Annotated in this window: 23 protein-coding genes; 5 read left to right on the top strand and 18 right to left on the bottom strand. The window is 71.5% G+C overall.

All coding sequences use genetic code 11. The features are described from left to right. The first annotated feature begins 26 nt into the window (after window positions 1-26). Entirely contained in the window at window positions 27-2,066 is a 2,040-nt protein-coding gene (locus ACIPYW_RS15680; RefSeq protein ID WP_400415135.1) for a hypothetical protein, read from the top strand. Next, window positions 1,982-2,725: an ABC transporter ATP-binding protein gene (locus ACIPYW_RS15675; protein ID WP_400415132.1), complete on the top strand. Its 744-nt coding sequence runs from the start codon at window positions 1,982-1,984 to the stop codon at window positions 2,723-2,725. The genes ACIPYW_RS15680 and ACIPYW_RS15675 overlap by 85 nt, the downstream gene beginning before the upstream one ends. 66 nt (window positions 2,726-2,791) lie before the next feature. On the opposite strand, the gene ACIPYW_RS15670 is transcribed toward ACIPYW_RS15675, so the two are convergent. Further along, window positions 2,792-3,841, bottom strand: coding sequence for an aminotransferase class V-fold PLP-dependent enzyme (locus ACIPYW_RS15670; protein WP_290132034.1), 1,050 nt, complete (start codon window positions 3,839-3,841; stop codon window positions 2,792-2,794). A gap of 70 nt (window positions 3,842-3,911) precedes the next feature. Here ACIPYW_RS15670 and ACIPYW_RS15665 point away from each other — a divergent pair, with 70 nt between their 5' ends. Beyond that, a complete protein-coding gene (locus ACIPYW_RS15665; RefSeq protein WP_400415130.1) occupies window positions 3,912-4,919 on the top strand; it encodes a LysR family transcriptional regulator in 1,008 nt (335 codons plus the stop codon). Between the two features lie 221 nt (window positions 4,920-5,140). Here the strand turns inward: ACIPYW_RS15665 and ACIPYW_RS15660 are convergent, their stop codons facing one another. The 15 genes from ACIPYW_RS15660 to hrcA all read right to left on the bottom strand — a co-directional run bounded on the left by ACIPYW_RS15660 (window position 5,141) and on the right by hrcA (window position 20,538). Next, a complete protein-coding gene (locus tag ACIPYW_RS15660) occupies window positions 5,141-5,938 on the bottom strand; it encodes an isoprenyl transferase (protein WP_290132036.1) in 798 nt (265 codons plus the stop codon). Further along, window positions 5,935-6,774: a DNA repair protein RecO gene (gene recO, locus ACIPYW_RS15655; protein WP_290132037.1), complete on the bottom strand. Its 840-nt coding sequence runs from the start codon at window positions 6,772-6,774 to the stop codon at window positions 5,935-5,937. The genes ACIPYW_RS15660 and recO overlap by 4 nt, the downstream gene beginning before the upstream one ends. Before the next feature lie 220 nt (window positions 6,775-6,994). Beyond that, window positions 6,995-8,770, bottom strand: a complete 1,776-nt coding sequence (gene leuA / locus ACIPYW_RS15650) for a 2-isopropylmalate synthase (protein ID WP_400415126.1) — start codon at window positions 8,768-8,770, stop codon at window positions 6,995-6,997. A gap of 264 nt (window positions 8,771-9,034) precedes the next feature. After that, window positions 9,035-10,429, bottom strand: a complete 1,395-nt coding sequence (locus ACIPYW_RS15645; RefSeq protein WP_400415124.1) for an FtsX-like permease family protein — start codon at window positions 10,427-10,429, stop codon at window positions 9,035-9,037. 5 nt (window positions 10,430-10,434) lie between these two features. After that, window positions 10,435-11,187: an ABC transporter ATP-binding protein gene (locus ACIPYW_RS15640; protein WP_290132040.1), complete on the bottom strand. Its 753-nt coding sequence runs from the start codon at window positions 11,185-11,187 to the stop codon at window positions 10,435-10,437. Window positions 11,188-11,360: 173 nt separating this feature from the next. Next, window positions 11,361-12,047 (bottom strand): response regulator, encoded by a 687-nt coding sequence (locus tag ACIPYW_RS15635; protein ID WP_400415122.1) that lies wholly within the window; start codon window positions 12,045-12,047, stop codon window positions 11,361-11,363. Then, window positions 12,044-13,279, bottom strand: coding sequence for a sensor histidine kinase (locus ACIPYW_RS15630; protein ID WP_290132042.1), 1,236 nt, complete (start codon window positions 13,277-13,279; stop codon window positions 12,044-12,046). The genes ACIPYW_RS15635 and ACIPYW_RS15630 overlap by 4 nt, the downstream gene beginning before the upstream one ends. A gap of 92 nt (window positions 13,280-13,371) precedes the next feature. Continuing rightward, window positions 13,372-14,301 (bottom strand): GTPase Era, encoded by a 930-nt coding sequence (gene era / locus ACIPYW_RS15625; RefSeq protein ID WP_400415118.1) that lies wholly within the window; start codon window positions 14,299-14,301, stop codon window positions 13,372-13,374. After that, entirely contained in the window at window positions 14,298-15,620 is a 1,323-nt protein-coding gene (locus ACIPYW_RS15620) for a hemolysin family protein (RefSeq protein ID WP_400415116.1), read from the bottom strand. The genes era and ACIPYW_RS15620 overlap by 4 nt, the downstream gene beginning before the upstream one ends. A gap of 4 nt (window positions 15,621-15,624) precedes the next feature. Beyond that, the gene (ybeY, locus tag ACIPYW_RS15615; protein ID WP_290132045.1) at window positions 15,625-16,086 is read right to left on the bottom strand and encodes an rRNA maturation RNase YbeY; all 462 of its coding nucleotides are present in this window, start codon (window positions 16,084-16,086) and stop codon (window positions 15,625-15,627) included. Continuing rightward, window positions 16,083-17,207 (bottom strand): PhoH family protein, encoded by a 1,125-nt coding sequence (locus ACIPYW_RS15610; RefSeq protein WP_400415114.1) that lies wholly within the window; start codon window positions 17,205-17,207, stop codon window positions 16,083-16,085. Before ACIPYW_RS15610 ends, ybeY begins: the two co-directional genes overlap by 4 nt. Beyond that, window positions 17,197-17,550, bottom strand: a complete 354-nt coding sequence (locus ACIPYW_RS15605) for a histidine triad nucleotide-binding protein (RefSeq protein WP_290132046.1) — start codon at window positions 17,548-17,550, stop codon at window positions 17,197-17,199. The genes ACIPYW_RS15610 and ACIPYW_RS15605 overlap by 11 nt, the downstream gene beginning before the upstream one ends. Window positions 17,551-17,584: 34 nt before the next feature. Then, window positions 17,585-18,322 (bottom strand): 16S rRNA (uracil(1498)-N(3))-methyltransferase, encoded by a 738-nt coding sequence (locus ACIPYW_RS15600; protein ID WP_400415112.1) that lies wholly within the window; start codon window positions 18,320-18,322, stop codon window positions 17,585-17,587. Beyond that, window positions 18,322-19,431, bottom strand: a complete 1,110-nt coding sequence (dnaJ, locus tag ACIPYW_RS15595; protein ID WP_290132048.1) for a molecular chaperone DnaJ — start codon at window positions 19,429-19,431, stop codon at window positions 18,322-18,324. The genes ACIPYW_RS15600 and dnaJ overlap by 1 nt, the downstream gene beginning before the upstream one ends. An 87-nt stretch (window positions 19,432-19,518) precedes the next feature. Further along, window positions 19,519-20,538 (bottom strand): heat-inducible transcriptional repressor HrcA, encoded by a 1,020-nt coding sequence (gene hrcA / locus ACIPYW_RS15590; protein ID WP_400415110.1) that lies wholly within the window; start codon window positions 20,536-20,538, stop codon window positions 19,519-19,521. Window positions 20,539-20,647: 109 nt separating this feature from the next. Here hrcA and ACIPYW_RS15585 point away from each other — a divergent pair, with 109 nt between their 5' ends. Further along, window positions 20,648-21,046 carry a DUF4870 domain-containing protein gene (locus ACIPYW_RS15585; RefSeq protein ID WP_400415109.1) on the top strand — a complete coding sequence of 133 codons (399 nt, stop codon included), beginning with the start codon at window positions 20,648-20,650 and terminating at the stop codon, window positions 21,044-21,046. Window positions 21,047-21,069: 23 nt separating this feature from the next. On the opposite strand, the gene hemW is transcribed toward ACIPYW_RS15585, so the two are convergent. Then, a complete protein-coding gene (gene hemW / locus ACIPYW_RS15580) occupies window positions 21,070-22,287 on the bottom strand; it encodes a radical SAM family heme chaperone HemW (RefSeq protein ID WP_400415106.1) in 1,218 nt (405 codons plus the stop codon). Window positions 22,288-22,315: 28 nt separating this feature from the next. Here hemW and ACIPYW_RS15575 point away from each other — a divergent pair, with 28 nt between their 5' ends. Continuing rightward, window positions 22,316-23,008, top strand: a complete 693-nt coding sequence (locus ACIPYW_RS15575; protein ID WP_400415105.1) for an HAD family hydrolase — start codon at window positions 22,316-22,318, stop codon at window positions 23,006-23,008. A 123-nt stretch (window positions 23,009-23,131) separates the two neighbouring features. Here ACIPYW_RS15575 and ACIPYW_RS15570 read toward each other — a convergent pair whose 3' ends face one another. Beyond that, the gene (locus tag ACIPYW_RS15570) at window positions 23,132-23,779 is read right to left on the bottom strand and encodes a DUF1990 family protein (RefSeq protein ID WP_400415104.1); all 648 of its coding nucleotides are present in this window, start codon (window positions 23,777-23,779) and stop codon (window positions 23,132-23,134) included. Between the last annotated feature and the right edge of the window lie 115 nt (window positions 23,780-23,894).

Below are 23,894 nucleotides of genomic sequence, written 5' to 3'. Positions count from 1 at the left end.
CCCAGCACGCGAACCGAAGGAACTGCGTGAACCGGTTGACCCGCTACGGGATCGTCGTCGTGGCGATCGTGCCCGTCCTCTTGGCCGCGGTGGCCTACCTCGCTGTCGAGCGCCAGTCGTACGTCGGCGCTTCGACGGTCCTCAAGATCACTGAGAACGCGGGCGCGGTGAGCGCCGAGGAAGTGTTCGCGGCAGTCTCGGACGTTGCTGAGCGACGCCGGTTCGACGTTGCTCGCGAGGTGGTCGATCTGCGATCACCGGAGACGAAGCGACACCTGTTCCTCGCCCTCGGGCAACGGGACGGGCCGCGCGCCGGGTGGCTCGAAGACGGCTACCCCGACCTGACCGAGCTCGTCTCGACGGCCGTCGCGCCCCTGTCCGCCATCGGCCCGACGGATCCACGCGGCTACTACTACGTGTTCGGCACGATCGACCAAGCACGGGCGCTCGAACTTCGGCTGGGCGATCTCGGCCTGACGGGGACACTCCTTCCTCAGCCCTCGGCGATCACCGACCTGTTCGTGCTGCTCCCCGCACCGACCGCGGCACTGTTGGGCGCCACCGCTCTGGGCATCGTCGCCCTCGGCTCCGCAGACGCAGTGTCGCGTCACCGCGAACGAGCCGTCGTGCGACTGCACGGCGGAGGCGTCGGTTCAGTTCTTGCTCGAGATCTCCGCGGAGCGCGTCCATGGCTCCTGTCCTTCCCGGCGGCCTGGGTCGGCGTCGGGCTTTCGTACGCAGCGAGTGGCTCGCCACAAGCAGAAGTGCTGATCCCGATGGCCGGGGTGTTCACCGTGGTCGCGGTCGCTCTGCTCGTCATCGGGCACGTCGGCACGACGTTCCTCGGCTGCTCGGAGACGATCGTCACCTCGCTGTCCAACCGCCGGCCGCCGCGGTGGAGCGCTCGAGCCATCGGTGCGGTCCGGCTGCCAGCGCTGATCCTCGTGGCGTCATCGCTGAGCGTGGCGGTCGCAGCCAGTGCACAACTCCATGGCTTCCGGACGTCCGAGCTGACGCGGGAGGCCGCCGGCAGCGCGGTCACGGTGGGCATCAGCGGGAGTCTGGGCGAATCCGAACTCCGTGACGGGCCCGGGTCGGTCTGGGAACGGTTCGGCTCCTGGGCCCAGCGTGCCGAACGCGGGGGCGAGCTGGTCTTGACCGCCGCGTTCGGCCTCCGTGAGCTCGGGTCCTGGTCCGGACCGGACGTCCCCGTCGTCTTCGTGAACGACCGGTACCTGCAGGAACAGGGCATCAACGGCGTCAGGGCTCCGGCCGAGGGGGTCCGCTTCGTGGTCCCGGAACGGTCGCCCCTGCGGGAGTCGGAGGTGGGTCCCGCCCTCATCGACGGAGCCGCGTTGAAGCTCAGGGTCGGCCAGGCGGAGACGAGCATCGAACGAGCATCGATGCCACGTCGACTCTTCACCTACGCGACCCCCGGGAGGGTCGCGCCGACCTGGGTCGATGATCCCGTCCTCGTCGTCGTCTCCTCAGCGGTCCTGCAGCGCGCTGAGAACCGCGTCGACTTGGCCTCCTGGATCTCGACGGGCGACATCGTGATCGCCGATGACCGGTGGGCGAGAGCGTCGATCGAAGCGGACGAGCTGACGACAGCGGTGCTCTCGGTCCAGCTCGTCGCTCAGGCCGCAGCGGACGCGGAACGTCGGCTCGCGGAAGAGGCAGCGATCGGTTGGAGCGCTGCGATCATCGCGCTCGTGATCGCAGCGCTGGTCGCCGCGACGAGTGTGACCGCGCGGGTGCAGCGGGACCGGCGGCGGGTGTCCGTCCAGCACGCGCACGGCTGGTCGTTCCTCCGAAGTCGACGCGGGGCCGTCCTCGTCGAGAGCACCCTCGTCGGGTTCGCCGGCCTGGTCGCTTGGTACGAGCGGGCATCGCTCGCGCCCGACGTCGAAGGGCTGAATCTCGAACTCGACCCAGTCGTCGCCCACGCCCCCACTGCCTTCCTCGTCACCGTCGCCTGCGCATGCGCACTCGGCGGAGCGGCGATCGCATCAGAGTGGCTCGCACACCGCCGGATCACCGCAACCATCAGGGAGGAACTCTCATGAGTCATCCAGATCGCTCACCGGCGGTGCGTGTCCGCAACGTCACGGCACGCCGTGCTGGCCGCGTGCTCTGGTCCGGTCTCGATCACGACGCCCAGGCAGGGACCATGACCGCGATCGTCGGTCCCAGCGGCTGTGGGAAGTCGACCCTGCTCCAATGCGTCGGACAGCTCGGTGTGGTCGACGACGGCCAGATCGACGTGCTGGGAACGCCCACGGCCAGCGCTCCCCCGCGGGTTCGGCGACGTCTCCGGCGAGACGTCATCGGCTACCTCTTCCAGGACGGCGGACTCGTCGAGGACACGACGCTGTTGGACAACCTCGAACTCGTGTCCCCGGACCGACGGTCCCGCCGTGTGCGAGCGTCCCGGATCCCGCGAGCGCTGGACGCTGTCGGGCTCGGCGGACGAGAGCGTGATCTGGTCCACACGCTCAGCGGGGGTGAACGCCAGCGCGTGGCGATCGCTCGGGTCCTCGTCAAGCGCCCGCTCGTGGTCCTCGCGGACGAGCCGACTGCGTCACTCGACCCGGTGAACGAACAGTGCGTCCTCGATCTCCTCCGCGAGCTCGCCGACGAGGGCGCGACGGTGCTCCTCGCGACGCACTCGGGTGCCGCGGCAGGAGCCTGCGATCGTGTCCTCGATCTCGGTGCAGCATCATGAGGAGCCGCATCGACCACGGATCTGCCGTCGGCGGACGGGAAGCGCGGCACCTGTGGACAGGTCGTCTCACCCCACAGGTCTGAAGCCGGGCAGTCCCCCGAGCACGTCGACGACGCGCGTCACGTCCTCGTCGTCGTTCCAGAGGTGGAACGCCAGGCGGAGCCGCCCGGCCCGCCCACTCGCGGTCACCCCCGCGTCCGTCAGCGCCCACAGCGCCGCACCGGCCGGGTCCGGGAACGTCGTGATCGCCTGACCGCTCCGAGGCGATCCGAGCGCGTCCGCGAGCCGGTCCGTGAGTCCGGTGGCGTGCCTCCAGGCCGAGGCCGCGTCGACGGACGCGAGGTGCCGCAGTGCGGCGACCGCCCCGGGCCAGGCCTGCCATGCCGGCGACACGTCGAACCGGCGCGCGTCGTCGGCGAGCTGCATCGTCGGGCCGTAGCAGGACGACCACACGTCCGCGCCCGCGTACCAGCCGGCCTGCACCGGGCGGAGCCGCTCGAGCGCTGCGTCGGAGAAGGTGGCGAACGCGACGCCGCGCGGCGCGCAGAGCCACTTGTAGGCGTGCGTGACCGTGACGTCGAACGGTGCTGCGGACACCGGGAGCACCCCGGCGGCCTGCGTCAGGTCGCACAGCGTCAGCGCCCCGGCGGCACGGGCTGCGGCGAGCACCGGTTCCGGGTCCGTGACGGCGCCGCTCGAGGACTGCACCGCGGACCACGCGACCATGGCGGTCCCGGGGCCGACCGCGTCGGCGAGCCGGTCGATGGGCACGCTCCGGACGCGGACACCGCGGTGCGCCTGTGCGTGGAACGGGAAGACGACCGAGCTGAAGTCGCCGTCGGGGACGACGACCTCGGCGCCGTCGGGCAACGCGGCCGCGGCGACCGCGACCATCGCGGAGGTCTGGGAACCCGTGGCGACCCGCGCGGGGTCGACCCCCACGATGCGGGCGAAGAGCGCGCGGCCCTCCTCGACGAGCGCGCCGTACGCCACCGGGGACGACGCAGCGCGCTCCCACTCGTCGAGGTCCGCGCGCATGGCCGCGAGCGTCCCGAGCGTCGGGAGTCCTGCGGTGCAGGCGGCGAGGTAGCCGGAGCCGTCGACGAAGGAGTCCATGCCTCCACGGTGGCGTCGAACTCTCCATCACACCAGGGCAGCTTCGTTCGATCCCCCATAACATGGCGTTGTGGAAGGTCTCGATCCCCAGCTCCTGCGCGTCCTCCGCACCGTCCGCGACACGGGCTCGATCAGCCGCGCCGCGGCAGCCCTCGGGTACAGCCAGCCCGCCGTCAGTCAGCTCCTCGCACGGGCTGAGCGGCGGCTCGGGCACGACCTCGTACTGCGCGGGGCACGGGGCGTCACGCTGACGGAGTCCGGTCGGGTCCTCGCCGAGCACGCCCTCTCGGTCGAGGCTGCCCTGGCCGCCGCTCGCGAGGACCTCGAGGCCGTCGGAGGGCTCGCCCGCGGGCGGGTGCGGATCGCCGGGTTCCCGAGTGCGTCGTCGACGCTCGTACCGCCGGTGCTCGCGACGCTGGCCGCCGACAGCCCCGGCGTCGTCACGTCCTACGTCGAGGCCGAGCCGCCCGAGGCCCTCGACCTCCTCCGCCGCGGCGAGGTCGACGTCGCGATCACGTTCTCGCACGCGCCGCAGGACGACGACGTGCTCGCCGATCCGACGCTCACGGCGCAGGTCCTCGGCCGGGACCCGCTCGCGCTCGTGTCCCCGGCGAGCGCGACGAGTTCGACGAGCGCTACGAGTTCGACGAGCGCTACGAGTACGGCGAGCCCGGCGAGTGCGACGACCGCGGTGTCCCGGACGACCGCCGGCGGGCGCGGCGACGACGTGGTCGCCGACCTCGCGGCGCAACGGGACGCGCGCTGGATCGGGGGCTGCCCCCGCTGCCGCGGACACCTGCTGGCGTCGTGCGCGGCGTCGGGCTTCACCCCCGAGATCGTGCTCGAGACGGACAACGCGGCGGCTGTGGTCGGTCTGGTCGCGGCCGGCTTGGGCGTCGCGCTCCTCCCGCGGCTCGCGCTCACGACGACGATCGTGCCACCGGGTGTGACGGTGACGCCGGCGCGCGACGAGCTCGCCCGCCGGGTGGAGGTGGTCGTCGCCCGGGGCGCCGAACGCGTGCCGAGCGTCGGCGCGGCGCTGACGGCGGTCGGTGCGGCGGCGCACCTGCTCGGCTGACCGGCGAGGTACCGCGCGCTGGTCGCACGACCTGCCGCGCGCCTGTCGCCGTGGTCGCACGACATGCCGTCGGAGGCCGAGCGAGGCGACACCTTTCGCGACCAAGCCGCCGCGAGCCGCGGCGCGGCGGCGCACCTGCTCGGCTGACCGGCATCGCCCCCGGCGCCGGCCCGGCACGCGTCGGACGGGAGGCGCGGGTCGGCGCCGCCACGGGCCTCCCGTCAGGCGGTGGGCGCGTCCACGGCACCGCCGTAGCGTCGGTCGCGGCGCGCGTACTCCTCGATCGCTCCCCACAGGTCGGTGCGGCGGAAGTCCGGCCAGAGCCGATCGAGGAACACCATCTCGGCGTACGCCGACTGCCAGAGCATGAAGTTCGACGTCCGCTGCTCGCCGGAGCTCCGGAGGAAGAGGTCGACGTCCGGCAGGTCGGGCACGTAGAGGCGCTTCGCGAGGGCCTTCTCGGTCACCTGGCTCGGCTTGAGGCGCCCGGCGGCGACGTCCTCGGCCATGCCCCGGACCGCGTCGACGATCTCGTTGCGACCGCCGTAGTTGACGCACATCGTCAGCGTGCACACGTCGTTGTGGGCGGTCATCCGCTCTGCCGTCTGCAACTCGTCGACGACACTGCGCCAGAGCCTCGGCGCGCGACCGGCCCAGCGGATGCGAACACCCCAGGCGTTCAGCTGGTCGCGGCGACGGTGCAGGACCTCGCGGTTGAAGCCCATGAGGAAGCGGACCTCCTCCGGGGAGCGCTTCCAGTTCTCGGTCGAGAAGGCGTACGCCGACACGTGCTTGACGCCGATCTGCACGGCGCCGGCGACGACGTCGAGCAGCGAGGCCTCGCCGGCCTTGTGCCCCTCGACCCTGGTCAGCCCGCGCTGGTTCGCCCACCGGCCGTTGCCGTCCATGACGATCGCCACGTGCTGCGGCACGAACCGCGCCGGGATGGCGGGCGGCTGCTCCCCCGTCCAGTCCACGGGTCGGAGCGGCTCGGACTCGGCGTACCGGCGTGGGCTCATGCAGGGGTTCCTTCGGCGTCGGCGGGGGTCGGGGTGGGCACCGCGGGGGTCGGGGTGGCCGCCACGGCTGCCGGGACCCCGCCCGGGGTCGGCGCGACCGGGGCCGGGTGCTCGGTGCGGTCGACGTGCGGCAACGACCGGAGCGATCGTTCCAGGTGCCACTGGGCGTACGCCGCGACCACGCCGGACGCCCGCGAACGGGTGCGCTCGTCTGCGGCGTCGACCGTGGCCCAGTCGCCCGCGAGCAGGGACCCGAGCAGTCCGAGCGTCACCGGGTCGAGCCGGGGCGTACCGGGCGGTGCTGCGTGGTCCGCGACGACCCCGCCGAGCTGCACGACGAACGCCGAGTGCGGCCCCGGCTCCCCAGTCACCGCGCAGTCGCCGAACGAGGGCGCCCACCCCGCGATGCTCATCGCCCGGAGCAGGTAGGAGTCGAGCGTCGCCGTCGCCGCGTGCTCCCCGCGTGCGAGGGAACGGAGGGCTCCGACGAGCAGGAGGTACTGCTGGAGTCCGGCGTCGGCCTCGCTCAGCCGGTCGGCGGTCTCGACCATCGCGCTCGCCGCGGTGTACGCACCGTAGTCGGCGACGATCTGGGCACCGTACGAGCCGAGCGACTCCGCCTGCGTCACGATGTCGAGGGAACGGCCCTCGTAGAACTGCGCGTCGACGACCATGAAGGGTTCGAGGCGGCTTCCGAACTTCGACGCGGTCCTGCGGACGCCCTTCGCGACCGCGCGGATCTTGCCGTGTTGGCGGCTGAGCATCGTGACGATGCGGTCGGCTTCACCGAGCTTGTGGGTGCGCAACACGACGCACTCGTCCCGGTACAGCGGCATTGCTCCAGTATCCCCCTCGCCACCGACGGCGCGGTGCAGCCGGGTGGTCCGGCGCCCGGCCCTCGGCGCACGGGCGGGAGGCGCGGTGCGGCACGGACAGGGTGCGCGGTGCAGAACGGAAAGGAGGCGCGGTGCCGGACGGAAAGGAGGCGCGGTGCGGGACGGACGGGAGGCGCGGTGTGGGACCGACCCGCACCGCGCCTCCCGGCGGTGGACGCGACTACGCGGAGACCAGCTCCGGCGACGGCGTGCCGGACGCGGCCCCGGCACGGACCGCGCGGTTCACCGCGCTGACGATCGCCTTGAGCGACGCGGTGGCGATGTCCGCGTCGATGCCGACGCCCCACAGCCGCGTGCCGTCGACGTCGAGTTCGACGTAGGACGCGGCCTGCGCGTCACCGGAGGCGCTCATCGTGTGCTCCGAGTAGTCGTAGAGCGTCACGTCGATGCCCTGCCCCTCGAGGACCTGCAGGAAGGCGTCGATCGGACCGGTGCCGACGGCCTCGGCGGTGACGGTTCCCTCGTCGACGCGCATCGCGACCGAGAGCTTCGTCGTGCCGTCGAAGTCCGACGCGGTCGCCGTCTTCGTGATCTCGTAGCGGCCCCACTTGTCCGACTCGTCGTCGGCGGGCAGGTACTCGTCGCGGAACAGGTCCCAGATGCGCTCGGACGAGAATTCGCCACCCTCGGAGTCGGTGCGCTGCTGCACGACGCCCGAGAACTCGATCTGCAGCTTGCGGGGCAGGTCGAGCGCGTGGTCGGTCTTCAGCAGGTACGCGACGCCGCCCTTACCGGACTGCGAGTTCACTCGGATGACGGCTTCGTAGGAGCGGCCGATGTCCTTCGGGTCGACGGGCAGGTACGGCACCGCCCACGCGATCTCGTCGATCGACTTCCCCGCGGCGTCAGCCTTGGCCCGCATGGCGTCGAAGCCCTTGTTGATGGCGTCCTGGTGCGAGCCGCTGAACGCCGTGTAGACGAGGTCGCCCGCCCACGGCTGCCGCTCGGGCACCGGCAGCTGGTTGCAGTACTCGACCGTGCGCTTGACCTGGTCGATGTCGCTGAAGTCGATCTCGGGGTCGATGCCCTGCGTGAACAGGTTCATGCCGAGGGCGACGAGGTCGACGTTGCCGGTGCGCTCCCCGTTGCCGAACAGGCACCCCTCGATGCGGTCGGCCCCGGCCATGTAGCCGAGCTCGGCGGCGGCGACGGCGGTGCCGCGGTCGTTGTGCGGGTGCAGCGAGAGGATGACGTCTTCGCGGTGGGCGAGATTGCGGGACATCCACTCGATCGAGTCGGCGTAGACGTTCGGCGTCGCCATCTCGACCGTGGCGGGCAGGTTGATGATCACCTTGCGCTCGGGCGTCGGACGGAAGACCTCGAGCACCGCGTTGCAGATCCGCACCGCGACCTCGAGCTCGGTGCCCGTGTACGACTCGGGCGAGTACTCGTAGAACACCTGCGTGTCGTGCTGCAGGTTCGCCTCGGCCGCCTTGCAGAGCTCGGCACCGTGGACCGCGATGTCGACGACGCCCTGGACGTCGGTCCGGAAGACGACCTCGCGCTGCACGATCGACGTCGAGTTGTACAGGTGGACGATGGCCTGCTTCGCACCGTCGATCGCCTCGTAGGTGCGGTTGATGAGGTGCTCGCGCGCCTGCGTCAGGACCTGGATCGTGACGTCGTCGGGGATGGCGCCCTCGTCGATGAGGGAGCGGACGAAGTCGAAGTCGGTCTGCGAGGCGCTGGGGAACCCGACCTCGATCTCCTTGTAACCCATCCGGACCAGCAGGTCGAACATCGCCCGCTTGCGCTCGGAGTCCATCGGGTCGATGAGGGCCTGGTTGCCGTCGCGGAGGTCCACCGCGCACCACCGGGGCGCTCGGTCGATGCGCTTCGTCGGCCAGGTGCGGTCGGGCAGATCGACGCGGATCTGTTCGTGGAACGGGACGTACTTGTGGATCGGCATCCCGGAGGGCCGTTGCGTGTTCTGCATCGTTTCGTCGCTTTCGTCGTCAGGTGTGGGTCAGGCCACGACGGACTCCGCGACGAGGTGGGCCGTTGTGTCAGGCCTCGTCGCGGCAGCGAAGGAGGAGGAGTGCCGAGTACATCGGGACCACCGTAGCACTGGTGTACCAGGCGTGTGCAAGCGGCCTGGAGGCGCGGGGCGGGTCCGCACCGCGCCTCCAGGCCGGGACGTGGTCACCTGACCGGGCGGCGACGCGCGCGGTCAGTCGACCGCCGGCGGCGACGCGCACGGTCAGTCGACCGCCAGCGCCTCCGTCGGCGGCACGCGCATCGCGCGTCGCACCGGCGCGATCGTCGCGACGACCGCGAGGACCAACGCACCGACGACCACGATGCCGACCGTCATCGGTGGCAGCACGGGCGTGACGACGGTGCCGAGCGTACCGAGCAGCGTCTGCCCGCCGACCCACCCGTACACGGTGCCGAGCACGAGCCCGGTCACCACGGCCGCGACGACCATCTGCACCGCCTCGGTGACGATCATCCGACGGACCTGCGCGCCGGTGAGGCCGAGGACTCGGAGCAGGCCGAGCTCGCGACGACGCTGCAGCACGCCGAGGGCGAGGGCGTTCACGACACCGACCGCGGCGATCACGGCGGAGAACCCGACGATCACGCTGACCACGCCGTTGAGCTGGGCGAAGAAGTCGCGCTGTGCTTCGACCATCGCGGGCGTCATGCCGTCCTGCCCGGAGGTGACGGTCTCGAGGGTGTGCTGCATGATGCCGAGCGCGACCGCGAAGGTCACGAGCAGTGTCACGCCGATCACGAGACCGATGGTGGCGCGTGAGGACCGACCCGGCGCGCGCATCGCGTTCCGTCCGGCGAGCAGGACCACCGGGTCCTTCGCGCCGATCCGACCGATCAGCTGGAGCACGGGCGGCATGACGATCGTCGCACCGACGGCCACCCCCGCGAAGGACACGAAGCCGCCGAGCGCGGCCGGCAGCACCGCGATGGGTGACGCCGCACTGGCCGCGAGCCCGATGGCCATCAGACCGCCGCCGAGGACCATGAGCACGACCGCCCACACGCTGCGGGCACGGCCCGACCGGACGTCGTCGTGGCTCGGCTCGACGCTCGACGACAGGGCTTCGAGCGGCGTGACCGTGAGGACCCGTCGCGACCCCACCGCGAACGCTCCCCACGTGGCGAGGACGACCGCCACGATCGGCAGCACGAGCTCCCACGGGACGAGCGTGTACGCGGTGTCCGGGAGGAACCCGTTGCCCCGCAGCACCATGACGAAGACCGCGCTCAGGCCGGTGCCGACGACGGCACCGAGCAGCCCGCCCACGACGCCGACGACGAGCCCCGCCCGGGTGATCCGGGACCGCAGCGTGGCGCCGGTCGCGCCGACCAGTCGCTGCAGGGCGATCACACGCGTCTGCCCTGCGATGAGGGTCGCACACGTGTTCGCCGTGACGATGGCGCCGACGTACAGCGCGATGCCGAGGAACAACCACCCGATCACCGACAGGATCGCCTTCACGGTGGCGATGCCGTCGAGTCCGGTGGTCGCGAGCGCCTCGGACACGATGCCCGGCGCGATCACCAGGGCGGAGCCGAACGTCGTGCCGAGTGCCGCGACGAGGATCGTGGGGCGGAACTCCCGCAGGGAGGTCATGGTGTTCACGCTGCCGCCTCCATCCCGAGCATCGTCGCGGAGATCTCGGCGGCGTCCATCGCGGGACGGTCGCCCACGATGCGTCCGTCGGCGAGGAACAGGATCCGGTCGGCGTTCGCGGCGGCGACCGGATCGTGCGTGACCATGACGACGCTCTGCCCCCACTCGTCGACGGCGCCGCGCAGGATGCCGAGCACGTCCCGCCCCGTCCGTGAGTCGAGCGCGCCGGTGGGTTCGTCGGCGACGACGACCGCCGGCCGCGAGGCGAGTGCGCGGGCGATCGCGACGCGCTGCTGCTGACCGCCGGAGAGCTGGTGCGGACGGTGCGTCAGGCGGTTGCCCAGCCCGAGCATGTCGACGAGCCGGTCGATCCACGCGTTCTCCTCGCGCGACGTCCGGTGCCCGCCGAGCAGGAACGGCAACCGGATGTTCTCGCCGACGTCGAGGGTGGGCACGAGGTTGAAGGACTGGAACACGAACCCGAGACGACGGCGTCGGAGTTCGGTGAGGTCGCGGTCGCCGAGGCCGGTGATGTCCACCCCGTCGATCTGGATGCGGCCGCTCGAGACCGCGTCCAGGCCGGCGGCGACGTGCATGAGCGTCGACTTCCCCGACCCGGACGGCCCCATCACCGCGGTGAACTCCCCCGAGCCGATGTCGACGCTGACGTCGTCGAGCGCCGTCACCCGGCGCGCGGCGTCGCCGTAGTGCTTGGACACGTGGTCGAGGCGGATGATCGGAGCGTGGCTGCTGGTCATGACTCCACGATGACGGCCTGGAGGCTCGTCCCGCGTCGGTCGGTCGGCTCCTGTGGATGGTCCGCTCGGCTTGCTCCCCTGTGCACGGGTCATCCCTTCGGATGACGGGCCGTCGTGCTGCAGGCGCTGCGCGGGGCGACGTGCCGTCGCGAGGCAGCGCTGGCGCGTCGGTGTCAGTCCTTCGCGACGAGCCCGTGCTCGTGCGCGAACACCACGAGCCGCACCCGGTCCCGCAGCTCGAGCTTCGTCAGCACCCGCGAGATGTGGGTCTTGACGGTGGCCTCGCTCACGAACTCGTGCGATGCGATCTCGCTGTTGCTCATGCCCTTCGCCGCGAGGTCGAAGATCTCCCGTTCCCGCGGCGTCAGGTCCGCGAACGCGGGCGGGATCGTCGCAGCCGACGGCGTCGTGTCCTCGTAGCGGCGCAGCAGCTCCCGGGTCGCCGACGCCGCGAAGACCGCGGTCCCCGCGTGCACCGTGCGGATCGCCGCGAGCAGGAACTCGGGGTCAGCGTCCTTCAGCACGAAACCGCTGGCTCCCGCCCGGATCGCCTTCGCGGCAGCTTCGTCGAAGTCGAACGTCGTGAGCACGAGGACCTTCGCGCCGTCGGTACCCGACTGCTCCACGATGCGGGACGTCGCCGTGATGCCGTCCATCACCGGCATGCGCACGTCCATGAGGACCACGTCGGGACGGGCACGCCGGACGAGTTCGACGCCCTCGGCGCCGTCGCCGGCCTCTCCCACGAACTGCAGGTCCGGCTGCGAGTCGATGAGCATGCGGATCCCGGTGCGGAAGAGCGCCTGGTCGTCGACGAGCGCCACACGGATGCGGGCCTCGGGGTTCGGGGTCGTGGTCATCGTGCGGTGTGCTCCTGCTGGATCGAGGTGATGCGGTCACGGGGCATCTGCCCGCTGGCGGGGACCGAGGGCATCCGGACCGCCACGACGAAGTCGTCACCGCGCGGCCCGGCGGTCATCGTCCCGCCCGTCATGGTGGCACGCTCGCGCATGCCCACCAGGCCGTGGCCGGTCCCCGGGCCGGCGCGGCCGTCGTCGGCGCGCTCGTTGACGACCTGGATCTCGACCGTGTCCGGTCGGTAGGTGAGACGAGCACGCACGGGAGCGCCACGCTGCCCGTGCTTGTACGCGTTCGTGAGGCTCTCCTGCACGATCCGGTACACCGCGAGCTGGGTGGTCGTCGGCAGGGTCGAGGGATCGCCCTCACGCTCGACGTCGACGTCGAGCCCGATGTCGCGCATCTCCGTCACGAGGTGCTCGATGTCGTCGATGTCCGGCGTCGGCGCGGTGCCCTGCTCGTGCCGCAGCGTCCCGAGCAGTTCACGGACGTCGCCGAGTGCCCGACGGGCCGTGCCGGAGATCGTGGTCAGGGCCTGGTCGGCGATCGCGGGGTCGGCCTTGAGCGCGTAGCGGGCACCGTCCGCCTGGGCGATGACCACCGCGAGCGAGTGCGCGACGATGTCGTGCATGTCGCGGGCGATGCGGACGCGCTCCTGCTCGACGGCGACCGCACGGTCGGCCCGGGCGGCGTCGCGCTCGGCGAGGAGCTGGGCCTCGCGGCTGACGCTCGCGAGCCGACGGGTCCGCCGGACCAGTCCCGCGAGCCACGGTAGCAGGAGGACCAGCAGCACGCCGGCGAACGTCCCGAGCACGAGCTGCGCGAACTCCATCGGGGTCCGCGAGAAGCCGACGTCGTGCTGCTGCTGCACGTCCTGCAGCCCGGTGTAGCCCGCGGCGACGAGCGCCCCGCCGACCGCCGAGAGGAGCCCGGCGAGCCGGACCCGACTGCTGCCGTACGCGCTCGTGGTGAACATCACGCCCGCGATGAGCACGTTGGCGGGATCAGGTGTCTGCCAGGTCGCCATCTGCAGGACGGCGAACAGCCACGCGATGCCGAGCGCGAGGCCCGGGGAGAGTCGACGGAGCGCCAGGGACACCGTGAGCCCTGCGACGACGACGATGCTCAGCAGGCCGTTGCCCCCACCGGTCCGGAGGAGCAGCAGCACCACGCCGAGGAGGACCGCGACGATGACGTCGAAGAGGACCTGCGAGCGCAGCACGGGACGGAACACCAGACCACGGTACGGCGCGCCGACCCGACGCGCGTCAGTCGATCGGCTGACGTGTCCTCGACCGCCCGACGCGGTCCCCGTTGGACGAGTGCTCAGAAGCCGAGGCGGCCGAGCTGCTTCGGGTCGCGCTGCCACTCCTTCGCGACCTTGACCCGGAGGTTCAGGTACACGTGCCGACCGCCCAGCAGCGACTCGATCTCGGTCCGGGCGCGCGACCCGACGTCCTTGAGACGCTCGCCGCCGCGGCCGATGACGATCGCCTTCTGGCTGTCGCGCTCGACGAAGAGGTTCGCGAAGATGCGCAGCGGACCGTCGGGGTCGTCGTCCTCGTCCGGCTCGACGACGTCCTCGACGACGACGGCCAGCGAGTGCGGGAGCTCGTCGCGGACGCCCTCGAGCGCGGCCTCGCGGATGAGTTCGGCGATGCGGTCCTCGTCGGTCTCCTCCGTGACGGTCGCGTCGTCGTAGAGCTGGGGCGATTCGGGCAGCAGCGCCGTGATCTCGTCGAGGAGCGGTTCGAGCTGCAGCCCGCGGGTGCCGGACGTCGGGATGATGACGTCCCACTCGCGGAGCTTCGACACCGCCAGGAGCTGCTCGCCGACCTTGTCCTTCGAGACGCGGTCGATCTTCGTGACGATGGCGATCTTCTTCGCCCGCGGGTACTGGTCGAGCGAGTCGTTGATGAAGCGGTCGCCCGGGCCGATCGGCTCGTTCGCCGGCACGCAGAAGCCGATCACGTCGACGTCGCCGAGCGTGGACTGCACGAGGTCGTTGAGCCGTTCCCCGAGCAGCGTCCGCGGTCGGTGGACACCGGGTGTGTCGACGATGATGACCTGCCCGTTCGGCCGGTGCACGACGCCGCGGATGGCCCGACGGGTGGTCTGCGGCTTCGACGAGGTGATGGCCACCTTCTCGCCGACCAGCGCGTTCGTCAGCGCCGACTTGCCGACGTTGGGCCGGCCGACGAAGGAGACGAAGCCCGCTCGGTACGGCTGGCCCTCGGGTGTGGTGGTGTCGGTCATGCGGAGGTGTTCCCTGTCGTGGTGGGCGTGGAGTCGTCGAGGGCGTGCTCGACGTCCGCGAGGGCGTCGGTCCGCTCGGCGAGGACGGAGACGAGGTGGCGGCGCTTGCCCTCCACCCGCTCGGCGACGAGCACGATGCCGTCGACGGTGACGCGGTCGCCACGGGTGGCGAGGTGGCCGAGTTCCTTGACGAGCAGGCCGCCCGCCGTGTCGACGTCGTCGTCGTCGAGCTCGATGCCGAAGAGGTCGCCCAGCTCGTCGACGGGCATCCGGGCCGAGATGCGCCAGACGCCGGGCTCCACCTCGACCCGGTCGACCACGGCGCGGTCGTACTCGTCCGAGATGTCGCCGACGAGCTCCTCGATGAGGTCCTCCATCGTGACGAGCCCGGCGACCCCGCCGTACTCGTCGACCACGAGCAGCAGGTGGTTCTTGCCCGCCTGCATCGCACGCAGCGTGTCGTCCGCGGCCTTCGACTCCGGGACGAACCCGGCCGGGCGCAGCAGCCCCGTCACCGGCTCGGCGCCGGCTCCCGGACGCTCGTAGAGCGCACGGGACACGTCGCGGAGGTACAGGACGCCGAGCACGTCGTCGCTGTCCTTCCCCGTGACCGGCATGCGGGACACGCCCGCGACGAGGAACTGCTCCATCGCTGCCGCCAGCGTGTCGGCGCCGTCGACGGTGATCATGTCGGTGCGCGGCACCATGACCTCGCGCACGAGGGTGTCGCTGAACTCGAACACCGAGTGGATGAGCTCGCGGTCGTCCGCTTCGAGCACGTTGCTCTCGGCGGCCTCGTCGACGAGCGACAGCAGCTGTTCCTCGCTCGACACCGTCGAGGCGCTGCGACCGCGACCGGGGGTGACCCGGTCGCCGATGGCCACGAGGAGTCCGGCGAGCGGCCCGAGCACGATGCGGACGGCGCGGACGAGGCCGCCCGTGACCGCGATCAGGCGCTCGGCGTGCGCGCGTCCGACACTCCGGGGGCTCGAGCCGACGAGGACGAACGACACCGCGGTCATCACGGCGGCGGACACGATGAGCGCCACCCACCAGGTGTCGAAGACGGTCACGAGGGCGATCGTGACGAGCACCGCGGCGGCCGTCTCCGCGAGCACGCGGACGAAGTTCAGGGCGTTGACGTGCGCGCCGACGTCGTCGCCGATCGCCTCGATCGCACGACGACGCTTGGCGCCCTGCGCGATCTCGTCGAGGTCGGCGCGGGACAGCACGGAGAGCGCCGCGTCGGACGCCGCGAGCACACCGCCGCCGACGACCAGCACGAACGCCACCGCGAGCAGGACGGCGACGAGCAGCATCAGGTCACCGTCCTCGGTGCTGGGCGGCGAACGCGGAGAGGATCTCGCCCTGGATGCCGAACATCTCGGCCTTCTCCTCCGGCTCCGCGTGGTCGAAGCCGAGGAGGTGCAGGATCCCGTGGCACGTGAGCAGCAGCATCTCGTCGGTCGTGGAGTGTCCGGCTGTCTTCGCCTGTTCCTCCGCCACCTGCGGGCAGAGCACGATGTCGCCGAGGAGTCCGGCGGGCGTCGGGTCGTCCTCGGTGCCCGGGCGCAGTTCGTCCATCGGGAAGCTCAGGACGTCGGTCGGACCGGGCTCGTCCATCCACCGCACGTGCAGCTGCTCCATCGCGCCCTCGTCCACGAGCACGATCGCGAGCTCCGCGTCGGCGTGGACGTGCATCGCGTCGAGCGCGAACGAGGCGAGGCGCTGGATCGCGGCCTCGTCCACCTCCACCCCGGACTCGTTGTTGAGCTCGATGCTCACCGGTTCCCTCCTCGGGAGTCGTTCTGCGGGTACGGGGAGCGCTGCCGGTCCTGCGGTGGACGGCCGCGACGCTCGGCGCGGTTGACACCGGCGGGGTTGCCCTCCGCTGCCGAGCCGCGACCGCCGGGACGGTACCCGGCCTGCTCGGCGAGGCGCTCCTCGTCGTAGACGGTGTAGGCGTCCACGATGCGCCCGACGAGCGTGTGCCGGACGACGTCCTCGCTGCCGAGGCGGGCGAAGTGGATGTCGTCGACCTTGTCGAGGATCCGTGTCACGAGCCGGAGCCCGGAGAGGTTGCCGGGCAGGTCGACCTGGGTGATGTCGCCCGTGACGACCATCTTCGACCCGAACCCGAGGCGCGTGAGGAACATCTTCATCTGCTCGGGCGTGGTGTTCTGCGCCTCGTCGAGGACCACGAACGAGTCGTTGAGCGTCCGCCCGCGCATGTACGCCAGCGGCGCGACCTCGACGGTGCCGGCCGCGAGGAGCTTCGGCACGAGCTCGGGGTCCATCATCTCGTTGAGGGCGTCGTACAGCGGCCGCAGGTACGGGTCGATCTTGTCGGTGAGCGTGCCGGGCAGGAACCCGAGCCGCTCGCCCGCCTCCACCGCCGGGCGCGTGAGGATGATGCGGGTGACCTCGCGCCGCTGCAGCGCCTGCACGGCCTTCGCCATCGCCAGGTACGTCTTGCCGGTACCCGCCGGTCCGATCCCGAACGTGATGGTGTTCGCGTCGATCGCGTCGACGTACGCCCGCTGGCCGTCGGTCTTCGGGCGGACCGACTTGCCCCGGCTCGACACGATCGGCGTCCCGAAGGTGTCCGACGGCTTGCGGTCGTCGTCGAGGATGCGCGCCGACATCGGGATGTCGGCAGGGCCGATGTCCTGACCGCGCTTGACCATGCCGACGAGTTCGTCGACGAGGGCACGGGCGCGGGCGACGTCGCGCTCCGGGCCGGTGAGGCTGACCTCGTTGCCGCGCACGACGACGCGGACCCCGGGGTACTGACGTTCGACGGTCTTGAGCAGCCGGTCCTGCGGACCCAGCAGCTGCACCATGGCGATGCCGTCGACGGTGAGCTCGGACGTGGCGTCCTGCTCGAGTGGTTCGTTATCCGGCAAGGGTGCCTTCCTGCAGTTCACCTGCGAGTACGTGCGCGTGCACGTGGAACACGGTCTGACCGGCTGCTTCGCCGGTGTTGAACACGAGACGGTACTGGCCGCCGGCACGCTCGTCGGCGATGCGCTGTGCGGTGGCGACCACGTGGGCGAGGAGGTCGGGGTCCCCGGAGGCGAGCTCCGTCACGTTGCGGTACTGCTCGGTCTTCGGGACGACGAGCACGTGGACGGGAGCCTTCGGCGCGATGTCCTCGAACGCGATGACCCGGTCGTCCTCGGCGACGACGGTCGCCGGGATCTCGCGCGCGATGATCTTCGAGAAGACGCTGGGCGTGCTGGTGCTCATGTCCCCATCGTAGAACGCGCCGCCGACGGCGGGCCTACCAGCGCCCGAGCCGCGTCTGGAGGATCGACAGCGCCGCCGGACCCGCGGTCGAGGTCCGGAGCACGGTGTCGCCGAGTCGCACCCGCACGGCACCCGCGGCGACCAGGCGGTCGAACTCGCTGCCGTCGATGCCGCCCTCGGGCCCGACGACGAGCGCGATGTCCTCGACGTCGGCTGGCGGCTCCCACGCGGAGAGCCGGACGTCGCCGACCGGGTCGAGCACGAGCACCGCCCGCCGGGCGCCGACGGTCCCCACGAGCTGCGCGGTCGTCACCGGCGCCTCGACGGCCGGCACCCGCGGACGGATCGCCTGCTTCGAGGCCTCGTGCGCGATGGCCTCCCACCGCGCACGGCCCTTCTCGACCTTCGCCCCCTCCCACCGGGAGACACTTCGGGCCGCCGACCACGGGACGATGCGGTCGACGCCGATCTCGGTCGACGCCTGCACGGCCATCTCGTCGCGACCGCCCTTGGCCAGGGCCTGCACGAGCGTCAGCGTGGGCGACGGCGTCGGGGAGACGTCCACCGCCGTGACCTCGAGCACGAGGGCGTCGCGGTCGGTGGTCACCACCGGTCCGGTCACCACGGTGCCGTTCCCGTCGCCCAGGCGCAGCGTCTCGCCGACCCGCACCCGCGCGACCGACACCGCGTGACGGCCTTCCGCCCCGCCCAGCGACACCTGGTCGCCGACGGTCACGCCGTCGAGCGCGGGCACGAGGTACAGCGAGGCCATCAGAAGTTGAAGAAGCGGTCGCGGAGCTTGCCGAACATGCCCTGCTGGAACCGGGCGAGCTGCGGCTTCGTCGCCTTGTGCGACTTCGCGAGCTGCTCGACCAGCTGGCGCTCCTTGTGCGAGAGCTTCGTCGGCGTCACGACCTGCACGCCGACGCGGAGGTCACCGCGCCCGGCGCCGCGCAGCTTCGTGACACCGCGGTCCTTGAGCACGAGCACGTCAGCGCTCTGGACACCGGGACGGATCTCGAGCTCGACCGGCCCGTCGAGACCGTCGATCGTCGCGGTGGTGCCGAGGATCGCGTCCGTCATCCCGACCTCGAGCGTCGCGAGCAGGTCGTCACCGTCGCGGCTGAAGACGTCGTGGTGCCGCACCCGGATCTCGAGGTAGAGGTCACCCGAGGGGCCGCCGGCCGGACCGACCTCGCCCTGACCCGGCATCTGCAGGCGCAGACCGGAGTCGACACCGGCGGGCACGTCGACCGGGATCGAGCGACGGGCGCGCACGCGGCCCTGGCCCTGGCACGTGGGGCACGGGTTCGGGATCACGGTGCCGTAGCCGCGGCACGTGCCGCACGGCGCGCTCGTGACGACGTTGCCGAGGAGCGAACGGACCTGGCGCTGGATGTGACCGGAGCCGCCGCAGATGTCGCAGGTGCGCGGGCTCGTGCCCGGCGCGCAGCACGAGCCGTGGCAGGTCTCGCACAGGACGGCCGTGTCGACCTCGACCTCCTTGTGGGTGCCGAAGACGACCTCGTCGAGGTCGACGTCGATGCGCAGCAGGGCGTCCTGCCCCCGCTCGGCACGACTGCGCGGACCGGAGCCCCGACCGCCGCCACCACCGCCGAAGAAGGCGTCGAAGATGTCGCTGAAGCCACCGGCGCCGCCGCCGAACGGGCTGTCCGCCTGCGGTCCGGCGTCGTACCGACGGCGCTGTTCGGGGTCGCTCAGCACGTCGTACGCGTGCGTCACGTCCTTGAAGCGCTCGGCGGCCTCCGGGCTGGGGTTCACGTCCGGGTGGAGTTCCCGCGCCAGGCGACGGTAGGCCTTCTTGATGTCGGCATCGGAGGCGTCCGGCTGGACGCCGAGGACGTCGTAGTGGTCTGCCACGTATCCCTCAGAGAGTTTCGGTTCGGTCGGTCTGGAGGCCCGGTGCGGGTCGTGCGCGTGGGTCGCGCCGATCGCGGTGCGGGCCGGTCAATGTTCGCCCAGGAGCTTGGACAGGTACCGTGCGACGGCGCGGACCGCGGCCATGTTGCTGCCGTAGTCCATCCGGGTCGGGCCGAGCACCCCGAGCCGGGCCACCTCACCGCCCGCGAGGTACCCACCGGCGACGATGCTCGTGGCGTCGAGTCCGTACTCGGCGTTCTCGACGCCGATGCGTGCGGCCACGGCGACGTCGTCCACCTGCATCTCCCCGAACAACCGGAGCAGGGTGACTTGTTCCTCGATCGCTTCGAGCACCGGGAAGAGTCCGCCGGAGAAGTCCGACTCGCTCTTCGCGAGGTTCGCCGCGCCCGCCATGAGCAGGCGGTCCTGGCGGTTCGCCGCCACCTGCTCGATGAGCGTCGCGACGACGACCCCGGCGAGGGGCTGGACGTCGGGCCGGAGCTGCTGCGGCACCGCGCGGAGCGCCCCGGGGACGTCCTGCAGGAGCAGCCCGACCGTGGCGCCGTTGACCACGGTGCGGAGTTCGGTGAGCGCGGACTCGTCGAGGCTGACGTCGCTCTCGACGACCCGCTGCTCGACGCGCGCGGTGTCGGTGATGAGCACCACCATCAGGCGGGTGTCGCCGAGCCGGACGAGTTCGACGTGCTGCACCCGGGCGCGCACCATCGAGGGGTACTGCACGAGAGCGACCTGGTTGGTCAGCTGGCTGAGCAGGCGGACCGTCCGACCGAGGACGTCGTCGAGGTCGCCCGACGCTCCGAGGAAGGTCTCGATCGCGTGGCGTTGCGCGCTCGAGAGCGGTCGTGCCGCCGCGAGGTGGTCGACGAAGACGCGGTAGCCCTTGTCGGTGGGGACGCGACCGGAGGACGTGTGCGGCGCCACGATGAGCTGCTCGTCCTCGAGCTGGGCCATGTCGTTGCGGATGGTCGCGGCGCTCACCCCGAAGGCGTGGCGGTCGACGATGGTCTTCGACCCGACCGGCTCACGGGAGGCGACGTAGTCCCGCACGATGGCCTTGAGGACCTCGAGGCTGCGTTCGCTGACCACTCGATCCCCTTTCCGTTCGCGTTGGCACTCTCGTGTGTCGACTGCTGATCCTACGCCCGACGGCCGACAACACGGGACGTCCGTCGGCGCTCGTCGGTACGCTTCCCGCATGACCTACGGACAGCAGCCCGGCGGCCCAGGCGGCCCCCAGTACCCGCCGAACCACCAGGCGCCCCAGCCGATGAGCCCCGAGGACCAGCGACTCTGGGCGACCCTGACGCACGTCGGCGCGATCTTCTTCAGCCTGCTCGTGCCGATCGTCGCGTACCTCGTGCTGCGCGATCGGGGCCAGTTCGTGCGCGAACACACTCGCCAGGCACTGAACTTCCACATCACCGCGGCGATCGCCGGAGTCGTGTGCGGCCTGCTCTCGATCATCCTCATCGGCCTGATCCTGCTGCCGATCCTGGGTGTGCTCGTGATCGTCTTCTCGATCCTCGCCGCGATCGCCGCCAACCAGGGCCGCTTCTACAAGTACCCGCTGTCGATCGAGTTCATCAAGCAGTAGCGGATCACGCGGGAACCGAGGGCTCAGTCGAGCAGCTCGCGGACCACCGCGTCCGCGAGCAGCCGGCCCTGCCTGGTCAACTCGACCCGACCCCGCACCGCGGCCGCGCCGTCCACGAGACCACGTGCGATGAGCCCGGCGACGCGGCCACGGGCCTCCCGGCGGAGCTCCGACGTGGCGAGCTCCCCGCGGACCCGCGCCGCGAGGAGCACGCGCTCGACGTACCGTGTCTCGTCGTCGAGGGTCTCGCGGCCGGCTGCCGGCGACTCCCCCGCGAGCACTCGGTTCGCGTACGCGGCCGGGTGCTTGACGTTCCACCAGCGGGTGCCGGCGACCGCGGAGTGGGCGCCCGGACCGACACCCCACCAGTCGTGGCCCTTCCAGTAGGACAGGTTGTGGCGGCTCGCGTGGGCCTCGCCCCGTGCCCAGTTCGAGACCTCGTACCAGGAGTACCCAGCCGCACCGAGGACGTCGTCGGCGAGCTCGTACATGTCGGCGGCGAGGTCGTCGTCGGGAGCGGGCAGTTCGCCCCGGGCGACCATCCGCCCCATCGCGGTGCCCTCCTCGACGATGAGCGAGTACGCCGAGACGTGGTCGGGCGCACAGGCGATCGCCGCGTCGAGCGAGGTCCGCCAGTCGGCGAGGGACTCCCCCGGCGTCGAGTAGATGAGGTCGAGCGACACGTCGAGGCCCTGCTGCTTCGCGAGGTCCACCACGAGCGGCACCCGCTCCGGGTCGTGCGTGCGGTCGAGCGTGGCGAGGACGTGCGGCACCGCCGATTGCATGCCGTAGCTCACCCGGGTGAAGCCGCCCTCGCGGAGCGTCTGCAGGGATGCGCCGTCCACCGAGTCGGGGTTCGCCTCGGTGGTGACCTCGGCGCCGGGCACGATGCCCCACGTCTCGTCGATCGCGCGGAGGATCATCACGAGGTCGTCGGCCGGCAGCATCGTCGGGGTCCCACCGCCGAAGAACACCGTCGACACCGGACGACGCGGGACACCGGAGCGCTCGAGCCCCGAGGCAGCGAAACGGATCTCCTGCACCGCGTGGCCCGCGTAGTCGTCACGACGGACCCCGCGCAGCTCGGATGCCGTGTACGTGTTGAAGTCGCAGTACCCGCACCGGACCCGACAGAACGGCACGTGCACGTAGACGCCGAACGGGACGTCACCCGCTCCCGGTCCGGGGGTGATCAGCCCGTCCGACGGAGCAGGATCGGCGATCGGCAGGGCGCTCGGCATGGACTCCATTCTCGGTCATGATGGAGGTATGGAGCACCACACCGTCCCCACCACGGTGCTGTGGGACATCGACGGCACCCTCGTGCTGAACGCCTCCTCGCCGGGCAACCTGTACCACCTGGCGCTCGAGCGGGCGGTCGGCCGTGACCTCACCCTGCGCGTCGGGCACCAGCACGGACGGACGGACGCCGGCCTCATCGCCGAGCACGTCCGGGCGCACGACCTCGACGACGCACTCATCCCGACCGTGTCCGGGCACCTGCGCGACCTCACCGACGAACGCTTCCGTGCCGGTGACCACCGCAAGCCGGCGCCGGGTGCCCGCGACCTCCTCCGACGCTTGGCCGTGCTGGGCTGGCGCAACGGGCTGCTCACCGGCAACTCCGAGCACCGGGCACGGGTCAAGCTCCGTGGCGCGGGGTTCGACCTCGAGGCGTTCGACTGGGCGCACTCGTTCTTCGGCGACGAAGAGGTCGACCGAGCCGGCGTGACCGGACGTGCTGCCGCTGCGCTCCGTGGCGAGCGGGCCGTGATCGTCGGCGACACCCCGCGGGACGGCGAGGCCGCCGACGTGGCGGGCATCCCGTTCCTGGCGGTCGCGACGGGCGTCTACGACGTCGAGGCGCTCCGGTCGACGAGTGCGGTCGCGGTCGCGCGCGACTGCGTGCAGGACGTGCAGCTGATCGAGGACGCGATCGCCGCGCTCGCGCCCCTGCGCTGACGGGCGGTGGCCCGAGCGCCCACCAAGGCTCGGCTCCGCGGACCTGCGCGCCGTCCGGGCCGCGGAACTGTCCGCCGAGCCGAGTCGCGGCGTGGGCGATGTCAGGGGCGGGGTGCGGACCGCTCAGTCGCCGCGCAGCGCCGCGAGGTACTTCTCCGCCATGACCCGCTGCTGCCGGCGGAGCAGCGGCTCCACGAGGCGCCACTTCCGGCTCGCCGGCTGCGAGAACTGCCGCAACTGCAGCCAGACCGAACCGTCCGACGTGCGCTCGACGACGAACGACTCCTCGCCCGAGAGCGGGTGGCCCTCGAGCGTGCCGTACGCGAAACCCTTCCGGTCCGTCTCGTCGATGATCGACACGACCCGGACCGGCGCGTGCACGGTCTGCCCGAACGCGTGCATCGTCAGCGTCGCGGTCGTCCCCGCGGTCAACAGCGGCGTGCCGTCCGGCGCGAACCGCTCGACCTTCGGAGTGCCGATCGACGCGGGGGCGATCGGGACACCGTGCTCGTCGAAGGTCACCGGGTTGTAGCGGACCTCGTCGTCGTCGGGCTGGTCGTCGACCTGCACACGGATCCCGCTGCGCTCCTGGATCTGCCAGGACAGCGCCTGCGTCACGGCGGTCTCGAACCGGGCGTCGCCGTGGCCGATCCGCGCACGGGACTCGGTGGGCGTGAAGCCCTCCGGCGGGTACGTCATGAGGTCCGACGCCTGGGTCGCGCCGACCGCGCCGTACGTCAGGGCGGTCCGGTAGCTGCCGCGGGAACTCATGCCGACCAGCCTACTTGGCGGTGCGAACCGTCACGACCCAGCTGCCGCGGGAACGCATGCCGACCAGCCTCCTTGGCGGTGCGAACCGTCACGACCCAGCTGCCGCGGAACGGGC

The organism is Curtobacterium sp. NPDC089689, assembly GCF_044749145.1.
Classification (GTDB): domain Bacteria; phylum Actinomycetota; class Actinomycetes; order Actinomycetales; family Microbacteriaceae; genus Curtobacterium.
The sequence above is the reverse complement of the archived record's forward strand: the minus strand, read 5'-3'. Positions and strand labels throughout refer to the sequence as shown.